We start from the raw sequence: 23,993 nt of genomic DNA on the forward strand, positions 1-23,993 counted from the left end.
TATTAATATCAGAATGTTAATACCCTGGGTTTTGCAACAAATTATTATTTAACCCTATTTGCCCAGTTGGCAGCGGAAATAAATAATGCTTTATCGAAAAATTACGATTTGAAGCGGGGTCTAACAACAAGGCTCTTAAATTACCTGCTCCAGTAGGTGTACTTACTTCACCATAAGGGTATAAACCAGGGTTATACAAGGACGCGTTGTTTTCAAAAGCAGTCCCTTCTATAACAGCTCCATATATATCTTGATTTAATTCTTGCTCGGCTATGCCCCAACGTTTTAAATCATTATATCTAGAATTTTCGCCATAAAGCTCGATGGTACGCTCTCTTCTAATCTCTTCTAATAAATCCATATTATTAGCTATTAAACTAGCATTAGAAACACCTGGAAGCCCTGCTCTAGACTTAACCAAATTAATTGACTCGTCTAACTCTGTATCGGTTAATGTGCCGTTAAGTTCGTATAAAGCTTCTGCATACATTAAATAGACTTCGGCCAGTCGGATGTATGGATAATCTGCAGATTCTTGATTATCCTCACGATAGCTACCATACTCATAAGCAGAAAATTTTTGATTAACGTAGCCTGTACTTGTTATGGCTTTTAGCTCCACAGAACCGTCTACAGGAGCTTCATAAGTGTTGTAATCGGCAAAATAGGCTTCCATGCGATAATCTCTATTCTGGTATTCATCCGATACGTTTACATAACCTTGAAACAATGGAGAATTTTGTATGGTTTTTCCATCTGTACATAGGAACATATCCATCATTTTTCGGCTTGGCTGCAAACGGCCTCTAACAGAGTGACTTAGTTTTGATTTTCCTTGACGCAGGGCAAAATCATACTTTCCATAAAGAATAAATTCATTATTGGTAGATTTATCTAAGCCTGCAGGGTTGGAACCGCTATCTTCTAAATTAAATAAATAAAAAGAACTTTTGTTATCCAAAACATTATTATAGTTCCACAATTCAAAACCGCCTTGATCTATTACTGTTCTTGTTAAAGTAATGGCTTCTTGTAGATACAATTCTATATTTGCAGGCTGATATCCTACACTGCCAGCCCCAGAGGCAACCCCGTCGCCATCGGTAGCGGTACCTACATATTTCATCCATGTAGCCTCATGCAAAAGCACTTTGGCCTTAAACGCCATAACCGCCCATTTACTTATTTTTCCTTTGTCTGCCGTTCCTATATTTTGCTCCAATGGTAAATCGGGCATAGCATCTTCTAAATCCTTTAATACTTGGGCCACCACTTCATACCGACTATTTCGAGGAGCATAAATTTCTGGATAATTTAAATCTAATGTTCTCGTAACAATGGGTACCCCACCAAAACGTTGTACTAAAAAGTAATGGTGCCAAGCTCTAAAAAATTTGGCTGTAGCTACGTATAAAGCAATGTCATCAGGGTTTCCTCCGTAATTAGTTGCTCTTTCCAATAATAGATTAGCTGTTCTAATTTTGGAGTACGTATCGTCCCAATACGCATCCTCTTCTGGAGCATTAATAGTACCTCTTGCATAATCTTGTTGCGGACCAGTTATGAATGATGTTAAATCTGTACCATAGTCCATGAAATCTGCTCCTGACGACCAGCCTAACAACCCTGGATACAGGCTATTTGCACTGGCCTCAAAATGTTCTGGTTTATTAAAATAATCAGACTCTGTTATAGAGGCAGGTGGGTTTAAATCTATAAACTCATCTGAACATGAAAACAAAGCAATCGCCATTAATGGCATTAGTATATATATTATTTTTCTCATTTGTCTATCTTTTAAATTTTATTGAATGGCGCTATTCTTCTAAATGGATAATTTTACACCTAAAGCCCATGTTCGCATAAAAGGATAAGAACTTGAATTTGAATTGGCACTAGCTTCTGGGTCGTAGCCATCATCTAAACTTGTAAACTCAAATAAATCATTTCCAGAAAAGTAAATTCTTAAATTATCTATTTCTGTATTTGCAATTTTTAATGCTTTGATGTTATACCCTAACACTAACGTTTTTAAGCGCAAGTATCTGTTATTTTGCAACATAAAATCTTTGTTAGCAAAGTTCCACGCCGTACGCGTGGCATTGGTACTGGTTCTAGGGTATTGAGAATTGGGTTGAGATTCAGACCAGGTTTTTCCCATAAACGCTGTAGATTGATTTTGATATACAGCACCAAAAGGATAAGCAAAATAACCTGTTCTTAGTATGTTTTGATCTAACACACCTTGAAAAAATGCTGATATGTCGAAATTTTTATATTGGGCATTTAAGTTTAGCCCGTAAACATAATGAGGAGATGCATCTCCCTTATACACAAGATCTTCAGAGTTTATAACCTTATCACCATTGGTATCAACAATACGGGAATCTCCAGGCCTTAAACTAACGGTTGAAGATAATTGAGAAGGCACCAAACCGTTTGAGCCTCCACCAGTGTACGTTGCGTAATAAGAATCTACAGCTGCTTGATTTTCAAAAAAACCATTGGTCTCATACATAAAGTACGAATTAATAGGGTAATGTTGTAGAATTTCACCATTACCGGCATCATTAAGTCCTGCAACAATGGTTTGTCCGCCTTCATACTTTGTGATTATATTTTTTGTATCACTCATGTTTGCAGAAATACTATAACTAAAATCTCCCACGGTATCTTTCCAACCAAGCACGGCCTCCCATCCAGCAGTTTCTAAATTACCAATATTTGTGTAAGGCGCAGAGGCTCCAACAACCGATGGATAAACGCCACGGATTAGCATTCCTATATTATCTTTTTTGTAAAAATCTACAGAACCAAACATTTTGTTATTAAACAACTTAAAATCTACACCAAACTCTGAGGTAACGATACGCTCCCACGTTGTTGTTGTACTAGTTAGCCCATCTGCTTTTGCTGTATTTTGCAGACCCGCGGTAGATCCAAAAACGGTGTCTCCAAAACTCACACCCGACAAATAGGAGAATGTGTTAATGCCAGAAGTACTTCCTAATTCACCATACCCCCCTCTTACTTTTAGAAACGATATAATATTACTATCTCTCAAGAATTTTTCGTTGGAAACAACCCAACCACCAGATATAGAACCATAATTAGACCATTTATAACCATCGGCAAATCGAGAAGCTCCATCGCGTCGTCCTTGTAATTCTAATAAATAGGTTCCTTTATAATCGTAATTTAAGCGCCCTATATACCCGAAAAAGCCCCATGTTCCAGCACCGCCGTTATTGGTTACTATCAAATCTGTACTTCCCAGATTTAAATCGTAAACACCATAATCCTCAAAACCATTCCGTCTTCCATCTAAATGCTTACTTGTTTTAAGTTCCCCTTCAGCTGCAAGTAGCCCAGAGACATTGTGGTCTCTTAAACTTTTACTATAATTAAAGGCCCCTTTAAAATTTTTGTAAGTGCCCATATTCATTTCTTCAAATATATAAGGCGTAGGGTTTATAGAACTGTTGGCTGGCGTTCCAAACCAACCGTAAGTTTTTACATTTAACACATACTTTTGATAATTTTGATAGTCTCTAGCATAGGCAAAACTTCCAGAAAAACTTAAATCGTCTGTAATTTTATAATCCGCAGACAATGCAATTTTAAGTTGTTCCCTTTCATCATTAACGCGACCACCTTCTGCAGAGTTTGCAATGGCATTTTTGCCGCCCCCTACTACACCAAAATTACCATACCACTGGCCGTAAGGGTTTTGTGCGGCAAACAAAGGTGCATCATAAGTAATCGAGTTGGCATTTAATCCGCCCGACGGGCCAGAAAAATCTTTAAAGAAATAAGATATGTTCGTGTTAAAACTTAATTTTTCACTAATATCATACCCATAATTTACTAGAAAATTATACTTTTCAGTGCCGTCATAAGCTGTTTTTAGTCCTCCAACATTTTGATCATAGCTTAACCCCACGCGATAATTACTTTTATCTGTTCCTCCAGAAACACTTAAGTTGTGTTGGTTTGAATAAGCATCTCCATACATTTGATCGAAAATATTAGCATTGCTTAAATGGATGTTTCCTAAACGCCCTCCTAACTCATAAATCCCCTCATATCCAGAAGCCATTTTCTCGAGTGCAGATTTATTCCAGAAAAAATAATCCGGATTGGAATCTTGAGAGGAGGCTTCTAAAAATATATTAGCATACTGCTGCATGGTTGGTGTTGGTGGCCTAATACCTACTGTACCCAATCTAAACACGGTACTTGCTACAACTTTTGTTTTTCCTTTTCCTTTTTTTGTAGTTACCAAAATAACCCCACCAGCAGCTCGAGAACCATAAATAGATGCCGAACCTCCTTTAAGGATGCTTATAGCTTCAATATCATCTGGATTCATATCGTAAAAGGAATTATTACTCAAAACAGGCACACCATCAATAACAATTAAAGGCGCAATTCCATTTACAGAACTTGTTCCTCTAATTTGCATACCCAATCCTTCGCTTCCTGGTCTTGAGGAGTTTCGTGTTACTACCAAACCAGGCGACGCTCCTTGAAGCGATAGTGCAGGATTGGTTACAGCCAAATCTTCGAATTTATCTGATTTTATTTGCTCTATCGAGCCTGTTAAAGTCTCTTTTTTTGCTGTACCATACCCAATTACAACAACCTCGTCTAACTGACTAACATCGGCCTTTAAGGCTACGTTAATTGTGGATTGTCCTCCTACAACAACTTGTGTTTTTACAAATCCTAAAGAACTAAAAATCAATACCGATTTACCAGAAGGCACCTTAATGCTATAATGACCATCAAAATCTGTAATGGCGCCGGTATTGGAGTCTTTTAATATCACATTAACTCCCACTATTGGCATCCCGTCCTCTTCTGAAGTTACAACTCCTGTAACAACAAGTTCTTGAACTTCCTCTTCAACATTATTATTAGCGTATCCGTTTACTGAAATTAAGCATAATAATAAAGGCGTTAAAAAAATTGGTTTTAATTGTTTTACTCTATCTAAAAAACAGAGACTCCAACATTTCTTTTTTCTCATAAAAGTTAAGTTTTAGTTAGTTCGCTTTAATGTTATTTGCAGACTAAAAATTGACCATCTGTTTTTAACATTATTTAACAGTAGCAATATTAAAAAGAGTCTTGTTTATAAAATCAAACTTATAGCTCCTTTAATAGACCTTATAGCCCATTTAAGAACAATCACAGTAAATACAAGGCCTAGAGCATGGTTAGCTCTTTAGCAATTACAAGAATAAAAACTATTTTTATGTGTAAAATATAATGCAGATGGGCAAGTGCCAGGTTAACAAAACACAGAAACTAATTTGTATTAATCTGGTTGCTGCACTTTCAAGTGTTCGGCAATAAACGCCTTAGGGGTCTGGTTAAATTGCTTTTTAAACGATTTACTAAAATATGTGGGCGAGTTAAATCCAGACATATAAGCAATTTCTTTTATGGCATATTCGTTTTTTAACAATAACTGAGAAGCATATTTTAAACGAATAGTTCTAATAAAACTAGTAGGGTTATCTCCTGTAAGGGATTGTATTTTTCTAAAAAATTGTGAGCGCCCTATACCCATTTTCTCATACATGTCTTCTAGCGAAAAATCTAAATCTTCGATATTTTCCAATACAATTTTTGTAGCTTTCTCCAAAAACACCTCATCTAAAGTATTTGTGGTAAGGGCATCCGAAGGCATTAAAGCCGTAAGTTTAGAAAACTTTTCTTGTAATGTTTTTTTAGCTTGCAGTAAGTTTTTAATTCGTACCGTTAGTATGTTTAAACTAAATGGTTTTGACAAATATTCATCGGCACCAATTTGAAATCCTTCAATTTTGTCTTCATCTAAAGTTCGAGCCGTTAAGAGGATTATAGGAATGTGCGAGGTATCTAAATCGGATTTTAAAAGTCTACATAATTCAAAACCATCCATTTTAGGCATCATAATATCACTAACAACGATATCTGGAAAGTGCTTTTTCACCATTTTTAAGCCCTCTTTTCCATTAGCAGCTTCTTTTACTTTATACAGCGGACTTAAATGAGTCTTTAAATGGGTTCGCAGCTCTTTATTGTCTTCAACCAACAATACGGTTTTCAATCCTGTTTTTTCCGTAGGGCTACTTTCTGTTGTTGCATCACTTGTTGTAAGCATATCATACTCTAAAGATTTTATCGTATTAATTAAAAACTCATCTTTAACATGTGACACCTCTGTAAGTTCTCCTTTTTGTATTAAAGGTAGTTTTACAACAAATTCGCTTCCCTTTTTATACACACTTTCAGCATAAATTTCTCCCCCATGCATTTCCACTAGGGCTTTTGTAAAATCTAGACCAATTCCTGTTCCTGTTTTATTGACATCTACATTATAAAAGCGCGTAAATATTTTTTTTATTTGCTGCTTCTTCATTCCTATGCCCGTATCTTTTACAATTATTTGCACATAGTCTATAGACTCCTCTTTTTTATTGAAGAAAAAACGAGATTGCCTTTTATATTCTGACACTTTATTTACAGACACTTTAATCTTACCTCCAGGTTCTGTAAATTTTAGGGCATTGCTAATTAGATTTGTTACTATTTTTTCAATTTTATCATAATCAAAAAAACCTATCAATTGTTCGGAATTGGTTTTGAAGGTATAGGTTATATTCTTTTGTGTACTCAATTCGCTAAATAATAAAAAGATGTCTTTCGTATACGTTATAATGTCATGTTTTTTAAGTTGTAAAGGCGACATGCCTACATCCATTTTTCTATAATCCAGTAATTGGTTTATTAAATACAATAAGCGTCTAGAACTGCGTTGAATGGATAAAGCCGACGACTTAACCGCATCGGTATCTGCTAAGTTGGACAATATTTTATCCACAGGATTTAATATAAGTGTTAATGGTGTTCTAAACTCATGCGATACATTTATAAAAAATTGTAGTTTCAGTTGGTCTAACTCATGCTCTTGATCTTCCTTTACCTGTTTGGTGTATACATATACTATTACCCAAAGCAACAGTATCCCTATAAGCACATAAGCTGTGTAAGCCCACCATGTTTTCCAGAAGGGCGGATTTATCTTTATGTTTATTTTAGCAATTTGCGAACCGTCCCAATTGGCTTGCGTGGTAGATTTAACCATGAAGGTGTAATGGCCTGGCGATAAGTTTGAATAATTTACATTTCTATCATTTTCTGCTATTATAAAATCCTCTTCAAGACCATCTAGTTTATAAGCGTATTTTGTTTGTTCTGGATTTTGATAGTTTAATGCTACAAATTCAAAAGTTAAAAACCCTTCGTTATGCTTTAATTCTAGTGTTTTTACCTCTGAAATATTTGTTTCAAATAAAACCCTATTATTAATGGTATCACCAGCCTTAACCGTTTTATTAAATATTTTTAAAGTGGTAATTTCTGGCTGAGCCACATGTTGGGCTGCAAAAATATGTTTTGGATTAAAAAGATTAAACCCATTAATCCCGCCCATAATAAGCCTGCCATCCTGTGTTTTTTCAATAGCTTTACTTTGAAACTCCTCTCCCTGTAAACCATCGTTAGTGTTGTAATTTATAAAACTGTTATGAACGGGGTTTAACACAGACACTCCACTTTTTGTAGTAATCCAAAGCCTTCCATTATCGCCTTCGGCAATTCCAATTACAATATTGTTGGGCAATCCGTTTTCAGTAGAATATATTTTAAGCAATTTAAAGTTTGCATTTAATTGATACAGCCCCAAATCGGTACCTACCCAGAAATCACCTTGAGAATCTTCCGTTATATAGTTGATGCGAATATTGGCAATACTCGTTTCTAATATTTTATTAAACTGAAGATTATGCGGCACCTCGTCTTTTAAATCGGATAAATTCACATACGCAAGCCCTAAAGCAGTTCCTACCAACAACCTGTTTTTAGAATCTATAAAAAGGGAGAAAATGAAGTTACTGGGAATGGAGTTAATAAAACCTGTCCTGTTTTTAAAGTTAGAAAACCTATCCGAATGAGGTTGATATACGTTCAAACCTGCTGTTGTGCCAATCCAAAGTCTTTTTTCAGAATCTTCGACAGTGGCCCAAACCGTATTCTGACTTAGAGAAAAAGAGTCGTCCTCGTCATGTAAGTATCTTTTAAACGTTTCGGTTTCAGGGTTAAATTTGTTTAATCCACCATCCCAAGTGCCCACCCAAATACTTCCATCATAACTTTCAGATAGGCTCAATATCTTATCCGAACTAAGCGTGTTTATGCGGTTAGGGCTTGAACGATAATGAGTAAACTTGTTTTCTTGCTCATTAAAAAGGTTTAAACCTCCTGTACCAGTACCTATCCAAATTCGTTTTTTACGATCTTCAAGTACGGCTTGGGCAATTTTAGCACTAAGGCCATCTGTTTTTCCAGGTTGATAAAAATAATGTCCAAACGCCGATTTCGATAAAACCAATTTACTAACACCTTTATTATACGACCCAACCCAAAACAAACCTTTGTTGTCTTCAAGTATTTTTGAAGGCTGATTGTTTGGTAATGAAAACGGATTTAAGGGGTTATGCTCAATATGAGTTGCTTTTTTAGTGTCTTTATTAATAAGATAAAGCCCCGACCCATCGGTTGCTATCCAGATGATACCGTTACTGTCCTGATAAATATCAAAAATAGTAATATCTTTTTTTACTGGTGAAATAGACTCGAAAGTATTGGTTTTTCTATCCCAAAAAATTAAATAAGACAAGTTGTTCCCCATCCAAAAATCGCCATCTTTATCTATGATGACTGATTTTGAGATATGATCGAATTTCTTGGGAGAAGGAATATTAATCAGTACCCGTTCAAACTGATTAGTTTTACTATCATACCTATTTAAATGATCATCATTGGTTACAAACCAAATCTGGTGTTTAGCATCCTGAATGATTTTAGTAATATTATTATTAGAAATTGAATTCTCATTACCATAGATATTAAGGTAGTGTTGCATCTCTAAATTTGAATACGTTTCTACCGCTTTAGTATCCTCCAGAAATATCTTAACCAGACCGTTATTTGTGGCCACCCACAAACTGTTCGTGTGATCATCAAACAATAGCGCATTGATAACATCCTTACTGTTTTCCTTTTTAAATATAGGCACTCGAAAAAACACTTCCCTACTGCTATCAAAAACATTCAACCCATCATCTGTACCAATCCACAAATTATGTTGCCTATCTTCTTGGATCGTATTGATCCGGCTGTTACTAATAGAATTTGGATTATTTAAAAACGGACGGTAAATTTTAAATTGATACCCATCATATCTATTTAAGCCATCATTGGTGCCAAACCATAAAAACCCTTTGCTGTCCTGAAATATTTCGACACAGGAATTATTGGACAAGCCTTCTGAGGCATCTAAATGTTCGAACTTTAAATTTGAATATTGGCTATTAACGATATTAATGAATAGCCCGAAAAAAAATAAAAAAAGCGTTTTTCGTATTTTCATGAAAATATGAACCTGGAATTTAAAATAACACTTTTGAACTTTTCAAATGTTACTTTCTCAAATATGGGATTTCAAAAATAAGCTTTTTTTTCAAAAAAACAGAAGCGCTCATGCCAGAGTAAGTTTATATTTTTAAAGGCTCCACAAACTCATTTACCATAAATCTGCTAAAAACAGTTGTGTGTTTTTTGGATTGTTTATCTAAATGTTAGGTTGGCTTAAGGCGCTTCACTAAAAACGACTTTTAACTCCAACCCACTTGAACATTTATTTCTTATATTATTTAATAAATTTTTCTATTGGAATGACTTTGTCAAATTCCTTGATTTCTATATTTTTATAATAAATCTCTGCCGTTTCAGATTGAAACCCAATGATACCTTCTGCAACAGAAAGGTCTGTTCCCACATTCACGACAACACCATTAAGTTTATGAATGGTGTATGCATCTCCCATTACAATAATTTCGCAATGGTTCCATTTATCGTTTAGAGCGTTGTATTCGGGTTTGGCATAAGCGTAAAGTTCATTCTTTTTTTGCCCCATTTCTTTACCACCGTCTTTTGGTAATAAAAATGTTTTACCATCTGGTGTGGCCGTCCAATTAAAATGGGTCCCTGCTGCCCAAAAATCGCCCGTATGGTTTCTATCGGTTATATGGTTATAACGAATTTGATATTCAATGCCTTTAGGCCATATTGCATCATCATACACATGGTAATAGCAACCTGCATCGTATTGCCATTTATCAAAATTATTGGCAATTTTACCACCCCATTTATAATCAAACCTAAGTATGTATTTACTGTAGCTTTTATTGGTATAAAAGAGTCCGTGCGTAAAGTTTTTTCCCGCATTTAAATCTAAATTATCGGGCATATTTTTAAACACATGCACCATGCCATCTTCTATGGCATACACTTTTTTAGCCATCTCGGCGTTGCCATTTCTTAATTTAAGATGCCAACCTTCCCAGTTTTCACCATTAAATAACTTAACAAAACCCTTATCTGAATTTGGATTTTTTTGAGCACAAACCATCAAAGGCAATAAAATTAAAAACAACACGGTTGTTGTACCTATTTTTATATTTTTTAAACACATTGGATATTTAAGGTTTATTTAATGGTGTGTAAATTATGGTAATCTGTCCTTCTTGTAATGGTTTTTTAAAATCTACACCAATGCGCACCGCATCTTTTCCTTCTCGTAAATGCTCTACAGGAACAGGCTCTGGACGAATAGCCACATCTCCTCCTGTACTTTTCACCTCTACTTTTACTTGTTTGGTTTTACCTTTTAAAATAATAGTACTTGAGTTTACGATTTCATATTTAGAAAACGTCATGATTGCAATACCGAAAGAAACAGGCTCTGAAGCAACAAAATGATCATCGATCTGAATAAGGCCTTCTCCAGACTTGTTGTTCACCATAGTTCTTGTTAAAGACTTTAATTCTGGCACCTCGTAAGCCGGCTTAATATCCATCACTACCTTATCTAACGTGTCTTCAAATAATGTTTCTGTTATAACTCCTTCAAACGCTCTGCCATTAGATTGAAGCTTGTTGTTTATTCTTGGCACGGGATGCCCCCAAGAGCTTCGTGCTTTATTATTTGGAGAGAATGATCCCGCCCTATAGGATGGAGCGCCAATATCGCCCGATATCAAATCTTCATCTAACACTATAATATAAGTGCCCACATCGCTATGATTATGGTTTTCTTGGTTATGTCCTGCTTTTATAGCTATAGAGAACGGCACCTGTTGTTTCCCTCTCGAAATCACCATTCCAAAATCATCAAAATAAGTCTGATTCTCCAATTCTGGGTTCGAATTCGAAGCCTCCCCACTAAAAAGTTCAGGGTGGTCCCAGGCCATGATTTGTTCTACAGCTTCTTCCATTCTAATTTCTGAAGGCTTTTGTGCATTATAGTATTTAGAAGACAATACCGCCGCAAAATTACTTCCAGAACTTTTGGTATGCGACACCCCATCGGCAAAAGGCGCACAAGTACCCTTTTGGATTTCAAAATGCTCTGGAAAATTACCTATTTTTCTTAATTTTTCAGGATCATTAAAATCAAACAAATTGATTTTTGCATTGGTATAGTCCGATAACATTTGTGCGATATACAAATAATGGTTAAAGCCATATCCCCAATATCCTAATCCTTCAGAACAATAGCCATCAGCTCCAAAACCACTTATATAATATTTCATGCTATTTATTGCCGATCCTACTGCTGCCAAACGTTCGTCTGCATTGTTAGAATTGGTTAATGTTACCAACAGCGCACCGCTTGTACATACCGAGTTCCAGTTACTAGTGCCATCAATCCACGTATTGTTTTCATCACGGACTTTACAGCTTTTTAGATAAGAATCGGTGATACGCCATTGCAATTGTTTTTTCACCTCAGCTCGCATAGTATCAGAAAGCGATGCTCCTAAAAGAGACTCTGCCAGTGCTAAAACACCACCAAACTTTCGAGCTCCCAAGTCTATAGAAACCCTTCTTCCTTCTAAAACCCCATTATTTTTATCGTCGTGATTAGGATGCAACCACGATTTCATATCCATAATGGCCTGTATGTACGTGTTAATCTGTGGAACAAATCGCCCGTTATTCTCTAGGCACTCTGCTAAAATAAAATGCTCCAAACGATCCATTGTTCGGTAATATCTGGGCTTATAAATCCCTCTATTCCCTTCTTTATTCGCCAAACGGTATATACTATCTGAAATAGGAACTTCTGGTTCCTTATCAAACAAAGACAAGGCTTTATCTAAATAACTCTGACCAGATGCTGTAACGGCAATAGCGTCCCAATACGTTCTGTTATTAATTTCGGGGGCTGCCCGATAAGTTTCTTTTGGCATCACGCCTTTAAGCATCTCTATTTGTTTGGCCGAGGGGTAAATGCTTTCTCCATCGGCATGCTTTAAATATTCCACAACATCTAAAGATTTCTCCTTGGCTGTACTACAGCTAAATACTAATGTAAAACACAATAAACCTCCTAAAGAAATTACTCTATTAACCCTTCTTTTAATATCCATATCTACGATTGTTTAATCTATACATTTATCTTTTCAAGCATGATGGCCTAATAGCCCTATGTGTATTTATAATTTTTAAATCCCCAAAAAGCAAGTCTATATTAAACCTGATTTTTTTTTGTTGGGTAACAAACCAAACTCTTATTGAAAACCTATTTTTTACTTAAAATCTATTAAGCGAAGCGCTCCTACTTCAAATTGTTTTTCCTTTTGATTGTAGGTAATTTTAACCGGCACCTCATTATTTAAAAATAATTTCCCTGCTTTTATTTCGAGTACCACATTCCCTTTTTCACCAGAAGATATAACAAAATCTTTTGTTTTTAGTTGTGTTCCATTTCCCATAAACAAAATAAGATCTCCGTTTTTCTCATTACCTACTAATGCATAAGTAGCATCTGTAGAAGTCTCATTATGTTTTGCCATTTGAGAGTTAACCGTTGAAAAAACCAAGTCTTCTCTACCGGACTTATGTTTGATATGTAGCCCTACAAAATCTTTACTTTCGTTTTCGTCTTCAAAGCTTGATATACTGGCAATACTTTTACCTTCACTAGAAGTAAAGGGCTCATAAACCGAAGCAAAGGGGTGGTTCCATGCCTCGCCATGCTGTCTTGCAACCAAGGTTAAATAAGGAGCTTCAGAAACATTATACGGAAGACCACCTCCATCACGGAAAGCCTTATTTGGCGGTGACTTTACAGTAAACACTTCACGTCCTTCCGTTCCTTTCATCCATAGATTCATAAAAACATCATCTTCTCCCTCGGGCATATCTATTTTCCACTCTGCTTGATAGTCGTTATTCGTGCGCACGGATTTTTTATCCCACATATAATCAAAGGCATACAAATGACCTCCAGCAAACCCCATTTCTTCACTCGGACTAAGCTTTAGCGGTGTTCCTTTTGCATCGCTCACAGACATGCTCTGACCTAAGTTATGATAGAAATAATCGTGAAACTTATCGCCTTTACGTTGCTTTTTAGAACGGAAAATATCCACATAATAACCTGTCGTTTCTCCGGTTTTAACAATACTAGCCAATCGACTTTGATCACTACGGGTTTCTGGCTCCAAAAAGAAAACATCGGAATAGGTGATATTAGGATAAAACCCTTCTTTTTGCTCAGATTTTGGATATTGCCCCATTAAATCAAAGGCATGATTACTTAACATTTCGGTGTATGACGATTTCCCGTCAACCATAACCGTATTATGGGCTGGAAATTGTGAATAATATTCTAAGTAAATAGGCTGCAAATATCCAGCGCCTTTCCCAGGATCGGCTCCTTGTACAAATCCTTTTCCATAGAGTTCCATATTAATACCATTAGCATGCATGTGGTTACCTAGAGATCCGTTTAAAGATAACATCATCCCGTCTTTCCCAATGCCCATACGTTGCACATGCCAACTAACACTTGGTGCGTAAAACGTTTGGGTGATAAAATCTTCCCGATTGGCTTTGTTGTAATTAGAATTAAGGTTGAGAGGCTTACTTTCAAAAAAAGAAGATATCTCCGCTCTAGGTTTAGCGCTACCTGTTGAGCGCTCTGCCTCATCAGTAAATAAGCGGTACATACCAGTAAACTCTCTTTCTTGTGCTTTATCTCCATTTTTCTGAGCAATTCGTATCATATCGGCTATAGCACGAGTGCTAATACCACTGTAATTGGAGTCTCCAAAGGCCACCGTTTGATCATTAGGAAACAAATACTGAGGCATCATTTTTACGGCCTTAGTCATTACAGGTGTAAAGGGTAAAATATTATGATCAAATGTATTATCAAAATCTCTAATAAAGCTGGTAAGACTACTGGTTACCCCTAAAGAATAACTTGGGCATTCGTTCCATACGCCATTGGTTTTATCATAACCATAGTCTAAAAACTTGTTAAGCGACCACTGTCTTGCAGAAGTAACGTTTAAAATATAATCGATATAATATTCTCTGCCCTTTTTATCTTCATAGTTTTTATTATCCTGTAAAACCATGGCGGCTTTCAAAATAATATTGGCTTGGTGTAAATTCCAGTTGTTTTGCGGTACACCATTTTTAATGATTTGATCGATCCATCTTTTAATAGTGGCATCATACATCTTGATGTTTTCAGGATGCGCTGCTTCAATATATTGATGTAAAAAATCGTAAAGCTCTGCGATATCCGTAAGAACATTTTCATGAATAACTTGAAAATTAGTGAAGCCTACTAAGGTTTGAATATGGCCATTAAGCAAATCTACAGGCTCACTTCGATACGACATTCCCTCCATATACGTATGGAATATATCATATGAAAATTCAGCAAAACGCTTATCATTCTCTAACCAATATAGAAATGAGGCGTCTCTTGCCAAGCCTATAATCCGTTCATTAATAGAATAAATTATACGACCTGTTTTTGATATCTCGGCCCACTCAAAAGGGTGGCCTTCTTTACTCCGATTAGGTAAATACAAACCACGTGGATCATCCATATAAGGTAAAACATCTTCCAGTTTTGGTGTGCCATAAGGTGTGGTATAGTCGCGAGAACCAACAAAGCGAACCGTAGGAACTGGAGCTTCTCCATCGGCATGAGAGTAATGTATGCCATTAACATAAACATTGGCAGACTTTGTTTTCCAATACATTTGCAATCGCGAGACCATCCATTCTTTATCATCTACATGGCGTTCTACATAGTTATCTACTTTGTTATGGATTCCTTTAAGCACCTCTTGCGCCCAAGTTTCTTTTTTTATTGTTTTTTGAAGATTCTTTTTACCTTTTTGGGTAATATACATTCGAGGATATCCTTGCTCTAAATGATTAGGAAGCGGAATTTGGGCATACATAGATCCTCCTAATAAAATCAATACAATTAATGTGGTTACGGTTGCTTTCATTTTTATTTTATAAATACTGAGTTTTAATTCTATTTTATCTCTGTTTGTTAAACACCTTATCGTTTTAATATATTCAACCCGAAATGCTTACTTTTATGAATAGTTCATCATCCGTAATAAGATGTGACGGGAATCTTATTTCCAATCTTTTTAAGCCTTCCTTTTTTTTATCTAAGTAAAATATTGGAGGGTCTAATGACATTACGGAAGGCGTAAACTCTGGGTGTGAGAGTATCTCTAAGGTTACACGTTTCCCGCCTTGTCTTAATATAGCGCCGCCTTTAACCAAGGTTACATCGGCTTGTGTTATTAACTGCCAAGTGATCAATTCGGTATCTTCCAACAACTCTACCGTATCTTCAATAACAAGTGATTGCGGACTATCCTTTATAAATCTACGCGTAGCATTTTTTAATTGCCCTTTAAAAGTAGGTGACATATCGAGGGTTGTTTCTGGTCTTTCACCAGGTTTAAAATCGATAATCGTTGATTTACCATCTACAACATGCAGTTGATTATTTACAGATAAAGTACTGTGTCCGAAATTATTATTGTTAAGCAATTTCCAACGATCACAATCCTGACAAAACTCCCATAACTTGAAGCCTGTTCGTTCTATATCTCCATAATGATGGATCTTACCAATCTCCACACTCCAACGTTCTCCAAACAATTCAAAAACAAACGACCCAGCATCTAAATTTCCATGCCCCACCTTTCCTTTGCCACCTTTAGCGCCGAAATAATATTTGTTTGAATCCTCTGGGCCACCTGTAAAAAACACGACAGGATTAGGGCCATCTCCTTTCCATTCGGTTGGTAGTGCCAACGCCCCTTTTTCTTCATATTGTGCCATCCACACTAACGAAACACCCGCTAAGTTAGATAAGCTGTTCATATCTTCTGGTGTTTGCATAAATTTCTCCGTCTCAAAAAACGATTTGTTTCCAGTTTTTGAGGCAAACCAAGCTAAAGTTACGTCACCATTTTCATCTGTACGATCTCCACAATCGCCATAATTATACAACAATCCAGAAGGTGCATTACATAATTTTCTAAACACAGCACTCTCTTTAAACCCTGGATAATTAAACATTCCAAAATCGGTCTCAAAAGCACTTTCAAACATTGCTGCTGTAGTTACAGAAAACGAGGTTCCATAACGCCAATACGTGGCCCCTTCAGGATAAACCCCATCAGGCCCATACGAATCTAGCGCAAGCACCATACTGTTTAAAGCTCTTTTTATTGTTTTAGCAGCCAATTCGGGTTCCACTTCCGCTATAACAATAGCCGCCGCTACCATCCCGGTATGACAGACTTGGTTCCAATTACTATGACTAGAAACCCAGTGCGGTTGCTCACCATTCTCTGGCCAACTTGGTTTTAATCCTTTTTCTACAAGTGCTTTTTTAGCTAAAACTATAGTAGATTCTGGCAGATCTCCGGCTGTCCAATCTAAAGCTATCGAAACCGCTAAGGCCATTTCACTTACATCTAAGAAGTGCTTAGGGTTCCAGCTCGGAAAATTACAGGCAGCAATAACCTCCTCATTAATTCGGTTTAAGATGCTACGGTCTTTTTCTACCCTATAAACCATGGCCAGCATATTAATTCTATTGAGCATATCTCTAGAAATGTCTAATTGATTATCCTGAGACCGGTCTTCCATAGGGATATCAAGATTAATTATAGGTTTCTCAAAAACACGTTCTGCATTCAATTTAATAGCTGCATACACGTTTTGAATAAGCGGGTTTGTATTTATTTTTTGCTTTAAGTTCTTCTCAATTTTATCATTAAGTACCAGTCGTGGGGATTGCTTTTTTAAATAACTTTTAAGATACTGAACGGACATGGGGTTTTCTAGTTCCTGAGCCTTTACTGAAGCGCCAAGAAACACCAGCATTAAACATGCACTTAATACCCATGTATGTGTTTTATTCATAAACTCAGTTGTTTTTTCTAAACAAATAAAATTAAGAGACGTGAATAAACTAAAGCCACATGCCGTAGGTTCGTATTACAAGCACCACGTTTAAAAATTAAATGTACAGCACCTAGTGATCTTGTTTGGTTTAACACAGAATAACTCTTTTTATATTTTATAATTTAGTAGTTGTATAAAACTATAGCTTATCGCAACCACACCTTATAAATTATGATTTAAATACTATAAGTTATCGTTCATTATCTAATAAAATTGCAAATGGCTTTTATACAAGCGCGACTTGGCTTGAAACCTCGAGTATTAAAACCCGCACTTCATGCTTGCTCTTAAAGTCTTCTTCATTGTTATATTAATAGACGCTGTTAAAGATTTGTTCGGGAATTATTATTAAATAACCAACCCAGCTCCCTACTTGATCTAAAAATCAAGATGCATAACACAGCTCATTTAGAAGACAAACTCTAAAAAAAACGCCCGTTTTGCTTTATATTTTCTTTCCTAATTTACAAAAGCTCTTTTTTAGTATTATTTCGAAAAGGTATCGGCTTGCACATAGTTATAATAAACTGCTCCCTCCATCTCTCCTGAGGCATTATAAAACCATGTTTGTATAAACGCCGGACCTTTTGGCAAATCTTTTAATGTAAACCTTACCCCATCTGCATTTGGTTCTGCATCCTTTTTTGCGTCCACATACACCTTTTCGCCATTCCATATTTTTATACGCGCGCTGGCTATATCGAGAGCAGCAGAAGTATGGGTTTCATCATAAACCACTGTAGAAACCCCCGACGTTAATGTGGTTTCTTTTTCAATCTCTTTTGGCCATCGACGCAAATCAAAATGATAGGTTCCTGCTTTTTCAAATGCTACAGCAATAAAACCACTACCTTTATCACCCTTCATTACATTTGCTTGATTCCAAATTACGGTACCATGAAAATCGTGGGCATGAAGCGTAACTTCGGGCTCCTTTGGACTACCGATAATAATTCGGGGGTATTCATGGGCACGTTCTTCTACAAGCTGCCACCAATTTTCGTATTCCTGTTTCAGTTCTGCTACAATCTTTTTATGCGCATTATGTTCTATTAAATTCTCTTGTTGTTTAATGTCTTTTAACACATCATATAACTCCCAGTCGCTACGACTACTTTCACGAACCAATCGCCATTTGCGAACTATGTGATTTCCATCCCAAACATCTTTTTTTACAGAAAGTTTTTTGTATTTCTCAGGAAGTTCTGTCCACATATCGTTAATAGTAACCGCCCTGTTTTTATATTCAACAGGATCGTTTATAGGGTCTTTATCAAGAAACCCCTTAAAACTCTTTCCTCGAATTTTTAAATTTTCCGGCCTATGCGCGACATCCTTCAAACCTATAAGATCCATAAAAGTTGGCAACCAATCTATATGGGCCGTTAGAGGCAAAACATCTCTCCCTTTACCTGTTCCGCCAATATTTCCTGCATTCCATCTAATAAAACAAGGGACACGAGTACCCCCATCATAATACGAGCCCTTACCGCCTCTTAAAAAGGTACTTGCGCCGTTATCTGTAGTAAAAACAAGTATGGTATTATCAGCAATACCCCTATCTTCAAGATATTTTATTAAGCGCCCCATATTCTTATCTAGATTCTCAACAGTACCTTTAAAAGCACTCACGCCCTCGCGAGCATCTGGAGGCAAAACATGTGGGGCGTGAGCTGTAGCCGTGGGTATATATGCGAAAAAAGGCTTGTTCTTCTCTAGGTTTTCATCCATGAATTCCATTGCCCGATTGAAAAAGAAGTTTGTTGTAAATGCCCCTTCAATACCATCATCTTCATCGGTCATTTTCACCAAACTATCATTTAACCACATACGCGCCTCATTATTGGTATTCCCCCAATAATCTGGCTGTTGTCCTGTACCGCCACCTTTAATCCATGCGACATGTTCAAAACCACGATCTTTTGGTCGAAACGGATAATTATCGCCTAAATGCCATTTAAAAAATAAGCCGGTGGCATAACCATTAGCCTTAAAAATATCTGCCATGGTAATTTCATCTGCCCGTAACATATTCCGACCATTAATAGTGTGCCAAACGCCTACTACATCACTAGGTCGCCCTGTTAAAAGTGCCGCCCTAGTAGGAGAGCAGCTTGGAGAAACATGAAAATCTGTTAACCGCACACTATCTTCGGCAAGTTTATCAATATTTGGGGTTCTTGGGCCATTTGTTTTGTAGTAAGAAAAAGCATTGTGACTTATATCATCAGGCATTACAAAAATCACATTCGGCCTATCCTGAGAAAACGCAGGCATTATTGTCACGAACATTAGTGTAAATGTTAAAAATGTTTTCATAAAATTCTTATTTAAATTATTTGTTAATACTTTTCATTAGTGTCTTTTTAGCATTTTTTAGGTTTCTTATGATTTAAACTATTACAACTGTTAATGGTTTTATACAATTCTTATAGGTTTTATTTTTCACCATTAAAAACGCAAAAAAACCATAACACATTACAAACAAACACCTTGCACCATTATCGATTTGCTTCAACAAAATTATTAATTAAACAATTAACAGATAAGTCATTTAATTTTACCGGCATGCCTGTGTAATTAAATAGTTTAATGTTTTCTGCTCCAGCATAAGTTCCGTGTGGGGCCTCTGGGTTTCTATAACGATGCACGTCATCCCAGAAAGACTCACCAAACACTATTGGTGCTTCCACACTGCGCTTCTTTCCTTGATAATTACGAAGCGTTATATGATGTCCAGCCCCATTAATCTCGGCCATACGAGAAACTTTATAGTTACTTACAGCTCCTATTAACTCTAAATCTACTGTACAGTTCGTTATATTTTTTCCAACAAAAGTGATTAGTGGCCCATATAACGCATCGCCTTTAGAGTTTTCAATAACACCATCTGTACCAATTGAAAATCCTTTTTCCTGACAGCCCAGAGCGGTTGATCCTACCACCTTTGTTGGTGGCAGATTCGCACTTAAATCGAAACCTGAACGCATATTTTTAACCGTACAATTAATAACTGTTACGCCTTGTGTTCTTCGGCCATTTAATCCCCCCGTTGGATAGGTTCGAATACCATCTTCAGAAAGTGATTTAATTTCGTTGGGCATAATCTTACCTGGAGGATAATCACTTTTAAAACCTGTATCGAACGCTAAGCCCGAAGTTTCGGCAAGCATAGCGTTGGTTGTTCTCATTTTACCTTCAACATAACAATCTTTTAAGAGCGTGTTTACGGCGCCTTGCATAAATATACCATGGCCATACGCATGTGTAACCACCTTACATCCTAAAAGTTTTGTATTGGTACCCTCCACTAATAATACGGAATGTTTGTGTAGAGGCACCAATGCGTTTTTCCCTTTCCCCAGCAAATGTCCGTAGCCATAAGGTGTAGACCCCTGAACAAACAAGTCTGCATTTTCAATCGTATTATTATCGCCCATTATACGGAGCATTTGCACTCTATTAGCTGGCACATGCGCACCTACATCTTTAGCCTTTAGCCCTTTAATGTAATTATTAGAACCACTTACCAGCACCTCACTAAACTCACTTTCTCCAAAGTTTTCATGGAGTTTTGAATCGATATTAATACTAACGCCCGATAAAAAATAACGACTATTATGCCCTGAAAAATGAATTAATGAGCCAATATGAAAATCGCCCGATATCTTGCTGTTTTTATCTCTTTTAAATACGCTATGTTGACCAATTTTAATAGAATTAAAGGTATATTCTCCAGGTTTCATTTTTACCAAAACATTACTTTTACCAGCATAATCGGCTAATTTTTCTAATGATTTTATAAAAATGGTGTCACGAGCATTGGTTTTTGCTTGTGCTGCAAGTATGGTAACCAATAATACCCCTGTACTTATTATTTTTTTCATCTGTATCTATTTAATGTTTAGTTTGTTTGAGAGGAATCCCTAAAAAAAGCCCAATCAAGACCATGTTCTTCTCCTGGTTGTAATGTTATTTTTTTTGTAACCCCAGCATACTTTACCACTACGGTTTGCGCTTTTGATGCCTTTAATACCCCCTTTACGAGCTTGCCTTTTTTCCAGTTTATAGCAACACGAACATCTCCTCTAGCCTTTAACCCTTTAATAGTGCCTGTAGGCCATGCATCGGGTAGCGCAGGTAAAAGATGGATTTCACCAGTATGACTTTGCAACAACATCTCTGCTACACCTGCCGTATAACCAAAGTTTCCATCTATTTGAAAAGGGGGGTGTGCATCAAATAAATTTGCGTAAAGCCCGCCATGTGTAGGGGCGCTTTTTTCGTTTACAAAAGAAAACAAATTGTTAATAATACTATAAGCATGATTCCCGTCGTGCATGCGAGACCAAAAGTTAATTTTCCAACCCATACTCCAACCTGTGGCCTCATCGCCACGTAGCTCTAGCGTTTTGTTTGCAGCCTTAAAGAGCGCTGGTGTTTTTTCTTTTGAAATTTGATCTCCAGGGTGCAGCCCATATAAATGCGATAAATGCCTGTGATTAACGTCCGTTTCTTTAAAATCGAATTGCCATTCTTGCAACTGGCCTCTTTCCCCTATTTGGTAGGGCAACAGTTTTTGGGTTAATGCTTCTATATGCGTTCTAAAAGTTTCATCCACATCCAATCGTTTAGATGCCTTAACAACATTCTCGAAATTTTCTCTAACAATGGCTATATCCATTGTAGCGCCCGCACTTATTGAGGCAGATTGACCGTTGTCGTAAGAGAACCTATTCTCAGGCGATGTTCCCACGGGCGTTACTAAATACCCCGCTTCGTTTTCTACCAACCAACTCGCAAAAAACGCTGCACTTCCTTTTAATAATGGGTATGCTTCTTCTTTTAAAAAAGTTTCGTTGTTTGTAAATTGATAATGTTCCCATAAATGATTGGTAAGCCAACCCGCACCCATTGGCCAATAGGAGTACACAACAGCATTATCTGCTGGATAAGAAGGACGCCAAATATCGGTATTATGATGCGTAACCCAACCCGGATTTCCATACATGTTTTTAGCCGTTTCTTTTCCTGTTATGGCCAATTCTTTTACCAATCTAAAAAAAGGCTCGTGACATTCTGATAGGTTAGTCACTTCTGCCGGCCAATAATTCATTTGAGCATTAATGTTCATGGTATAAGCCGAATTCCATGACGGAATAACTTTATCATTCCATATCCCTTGTAAATTTAATGGCTGTCCACCAGCTCTAGAACCAGAAATTAAAAGATAGCGGCCGTATTGAAATAACAAGGTGTTTAATCCCAAATCAGGTTTAGCCGCATAGTTGATAAGACGCTTATTGGTGTATTCATTCGAATGGTCTTCTTTTGTATCCAACGTAAACTCTACGCGGTTAAACAATGCCGCATAATCTCTTTCATGATCCGTTTGTATCTGATCGAATGTTTTATCTGTTAAGGTTGATAAAATCTGTTCATTTAATTTACCCGGATCTTTTCCTTCTAAACTTGGACTCTTATCAAAACCGTTAAAACTGGTGGCCATAGACAATAGCACGACCACCTCGTCTGCTCCAGAAACAGAAAGTCCATGCTCGGTTTCGGTAACTACGCCGCCTTGGTTCTTAATGTCTAGTCTCGCTTCAAAAAACATCCCTTTACCAGAAACCTCCTCGCCATAGAGTACTTGTTTTGCAAATGGTTTTCTAGAGCCATCTTTATTAAAAATTTCGGGGTATTTATGTTGATCGGCATTACTCTCTACATTTTCTAAACTTCTCCTTAATACAAAGCCTGGCGCCTGACCTTTTAAAATAATGGTATTGCCCTTTACCACGATTTCTGTTGGGTGTACCGATTTTAAAAAAGTTTTAAAAGAAATGGATTTTTTTTTATCTGCTGAAATCCTCATGGCTATAACACTATCGGGATAGCTCGCCAAAATTTCCCGCTTATAATGCACGCCTTGAGTATTATAACGTACCGCAGAAATGGATTTCCCTATATCTAAGCTGCGTTCGTAATGAGACACCGAATCGCCTTCAAAATGAAAATACAGATTACCAAAAGGCTGATAACTTTGGTGAAGCCTACCCAGCCAATTATTCGCCATAATTTTCTCGGCTTCAGCATATTTTTCAGATGCTATAAGCGCCATAACGCTTTTATAGGTTGGTCGAACATCTGTACCCTTATAGGTAGAAGAAGGCTCTCCAGAATATAGTGTATTTTCATTTAATTGGATTTGCTCTGTAAGAGCGCCTCCATAAACCATAGCGCCCTGCCTTCCATTTCCAATAGGCAAAGCTTCCGTCCACGTTTCGGCTGGCGTAGCATACTTTAGTATTAACGCCGTATCCACACGTTCTGCGTCAGGTGTAAACTCATTACATCCTACAAACAAGGAGATTATTAAAATTAGATAAAATTTAAATACCCTATTTCTTTTATTCATTATTATCCTGTTTCGTTTAATCGTTATCGCGTATGGGTTAGAGCATGCTTGAGTTGCTATTAAAAAAAAGTCAAAACCTATTGAGTGTCTCCAACAGCTTTTGACTTATATGAATATACTTGAATATGGAGACAATACGGTCTAC

At 36.7% G+C, this 23,993-nt stretch carries 10 protein-coding genes; all 10 read right to left on the reverse strand.

The window, feature by feature from the left end; genetic code table 11:
* Positions 1 to 16: 16 nt before the first annotated feature.
* Positions 17 to 1,786 (reverse strand): RagB/SusD family nutrient uptake outer membrane protein, encoded by a 1,770-nt coding sequence (locus ACFFU9_RS11350; RefSeq protein WP_379861558.1) that lies wholly within the window; start codon positions 1,784 to 1,786, stop codon positions 17 to 19.
* Between the two features lie 39 nt (positions 1,787 to 1,825).
* Positions 1,826 to 5,032 (reverse strand): SusC/RagA family TonB-linked outer membrane protein, encoded by a 3,207-nt coding sequence (locus ACFFU9_RS11355; RefSeq protein ID WP_379861559.1) that lies wholly within the window; start codon positions 5,030 to 5,032, stop codon positions 1,826 to 1,828.
* 291 nt (positions 5,033 to 5,323) lie between these two features.
* Complete coding sequence (locus tag ACFFU9_RS11360; protein WP_379861560.1) at positions 5,324 to 9,484, reverse strand: hybrid sensor histidine kinase/response regulator transcription factor; 4,161 nt, start codon at positions 9,482 to 9,484, stop codon at positions 5,324 to 5,326.
* Positions 9,485 to 9,763: 279 nt separating this feature from the next.
* Positions 9,764 to 10,588, reverse strand: coding sequence for a 3-keto-disaccharide hydrolase (locus ACFFU9_RS11365; protein ID WP_379861561.1), 825 nt, complete (start codon positions 10,586 to 10,588; stop codon positions 9,764 to 9,766).
* A gap of 7 nt (positions 10,589 to 10,595) precedes the next feature.
* Positions 10,596 to 12,548 (reverse strand): hypothetical protein, encoded by a 1,953-nt coding sequence (locus ACFFU9_RS11370; RefSeq protein ID WP_379861562.1) that lies wholly within the window; start codon positions 12,546 to 12,548, stop codon positions 10,596 to 10,598.
* Between the two features lie 159 nt (positions 12,549 to 12,707).
* Positions 12,708 to 15,440 carry an endo-acting ulvan lysase-like protein gene (locus ACFFU9_RS11375; protein ID WP_379861563.1) on the reverse strand — a complete coding sequence of 911 codons (2,733 nt, stop codon included), beginning with the start codon at positions 15,438 to 15,440 and terminating at the stop codon, positions 12,708 to 12,710.
* A 73-nt stretch (positions 15,441 to 15,513) separates the two neighbouring features.
* On the reverse strand, positions 15,514 to 17,388 hold the full coding sequence (locus ACFFU9_RS11380; protein WP_379861564.1) for a heparinase II/III domain-containing protein: 1,875 nt from the start codon (positions 17,386 to 17,388) through the stop codon (positions 15,514 to 15,516).
* A 528-nt stretch (positions 17,389 to 17,916) separates the two neighbouring features.
* A complete protein-coding gene (locus ACFFU9_RS11385; RefSeq protein ID WP_379861565.1) occupies positions 17,917 to 19,749 on the reverse strand; it encodes a sulfatase-like hydrolase/transferase in 1,833 nt (610 codons plus the stop codon).
* 182 nt (positions 19,750 to 19,931) lie between these two features.
* Positions 19,932 to 21,317 carry a hypothetical protein gene (locus tag ACFFU9_RS11390; protein ID WP_379861566.1) on the reverse strand — a complete coding sequence of 462 codons (1,386 nt, stop codon included), beginning with the start codon at positions 21,315 to 21,317 and terminating at the stop codon, positions 19,932 to 19,934.
* A 17-nt stretch (positions 21,318 to 21,334) separates the two neighbouring features.
* Positions 21,335 to 23,848 (reverse strand): glycoside hydrolase family 95 protein, encoded by a 2,514-nt coding sequence (locus ACFFU9_RS11395; protein WP_379861567.1) that lies wholly within the window; start codon positions 23,846 to 23,848, stop codon positions 21,335 to 21,337.
* Between the last annotated feature and the right edge of the window lie 145 nt (positions 23,849 to 23,993).

It is taken from the genome of Mariniflexile ostreae, assembly GCF_042427585.1.
Lineage (GTDB): Bacteria > Bacteroidota > Bacteroidia > Flavobacteriales > Flavobacteriaceae > Pseudalgibacter > Pseudalgibacter ostreae.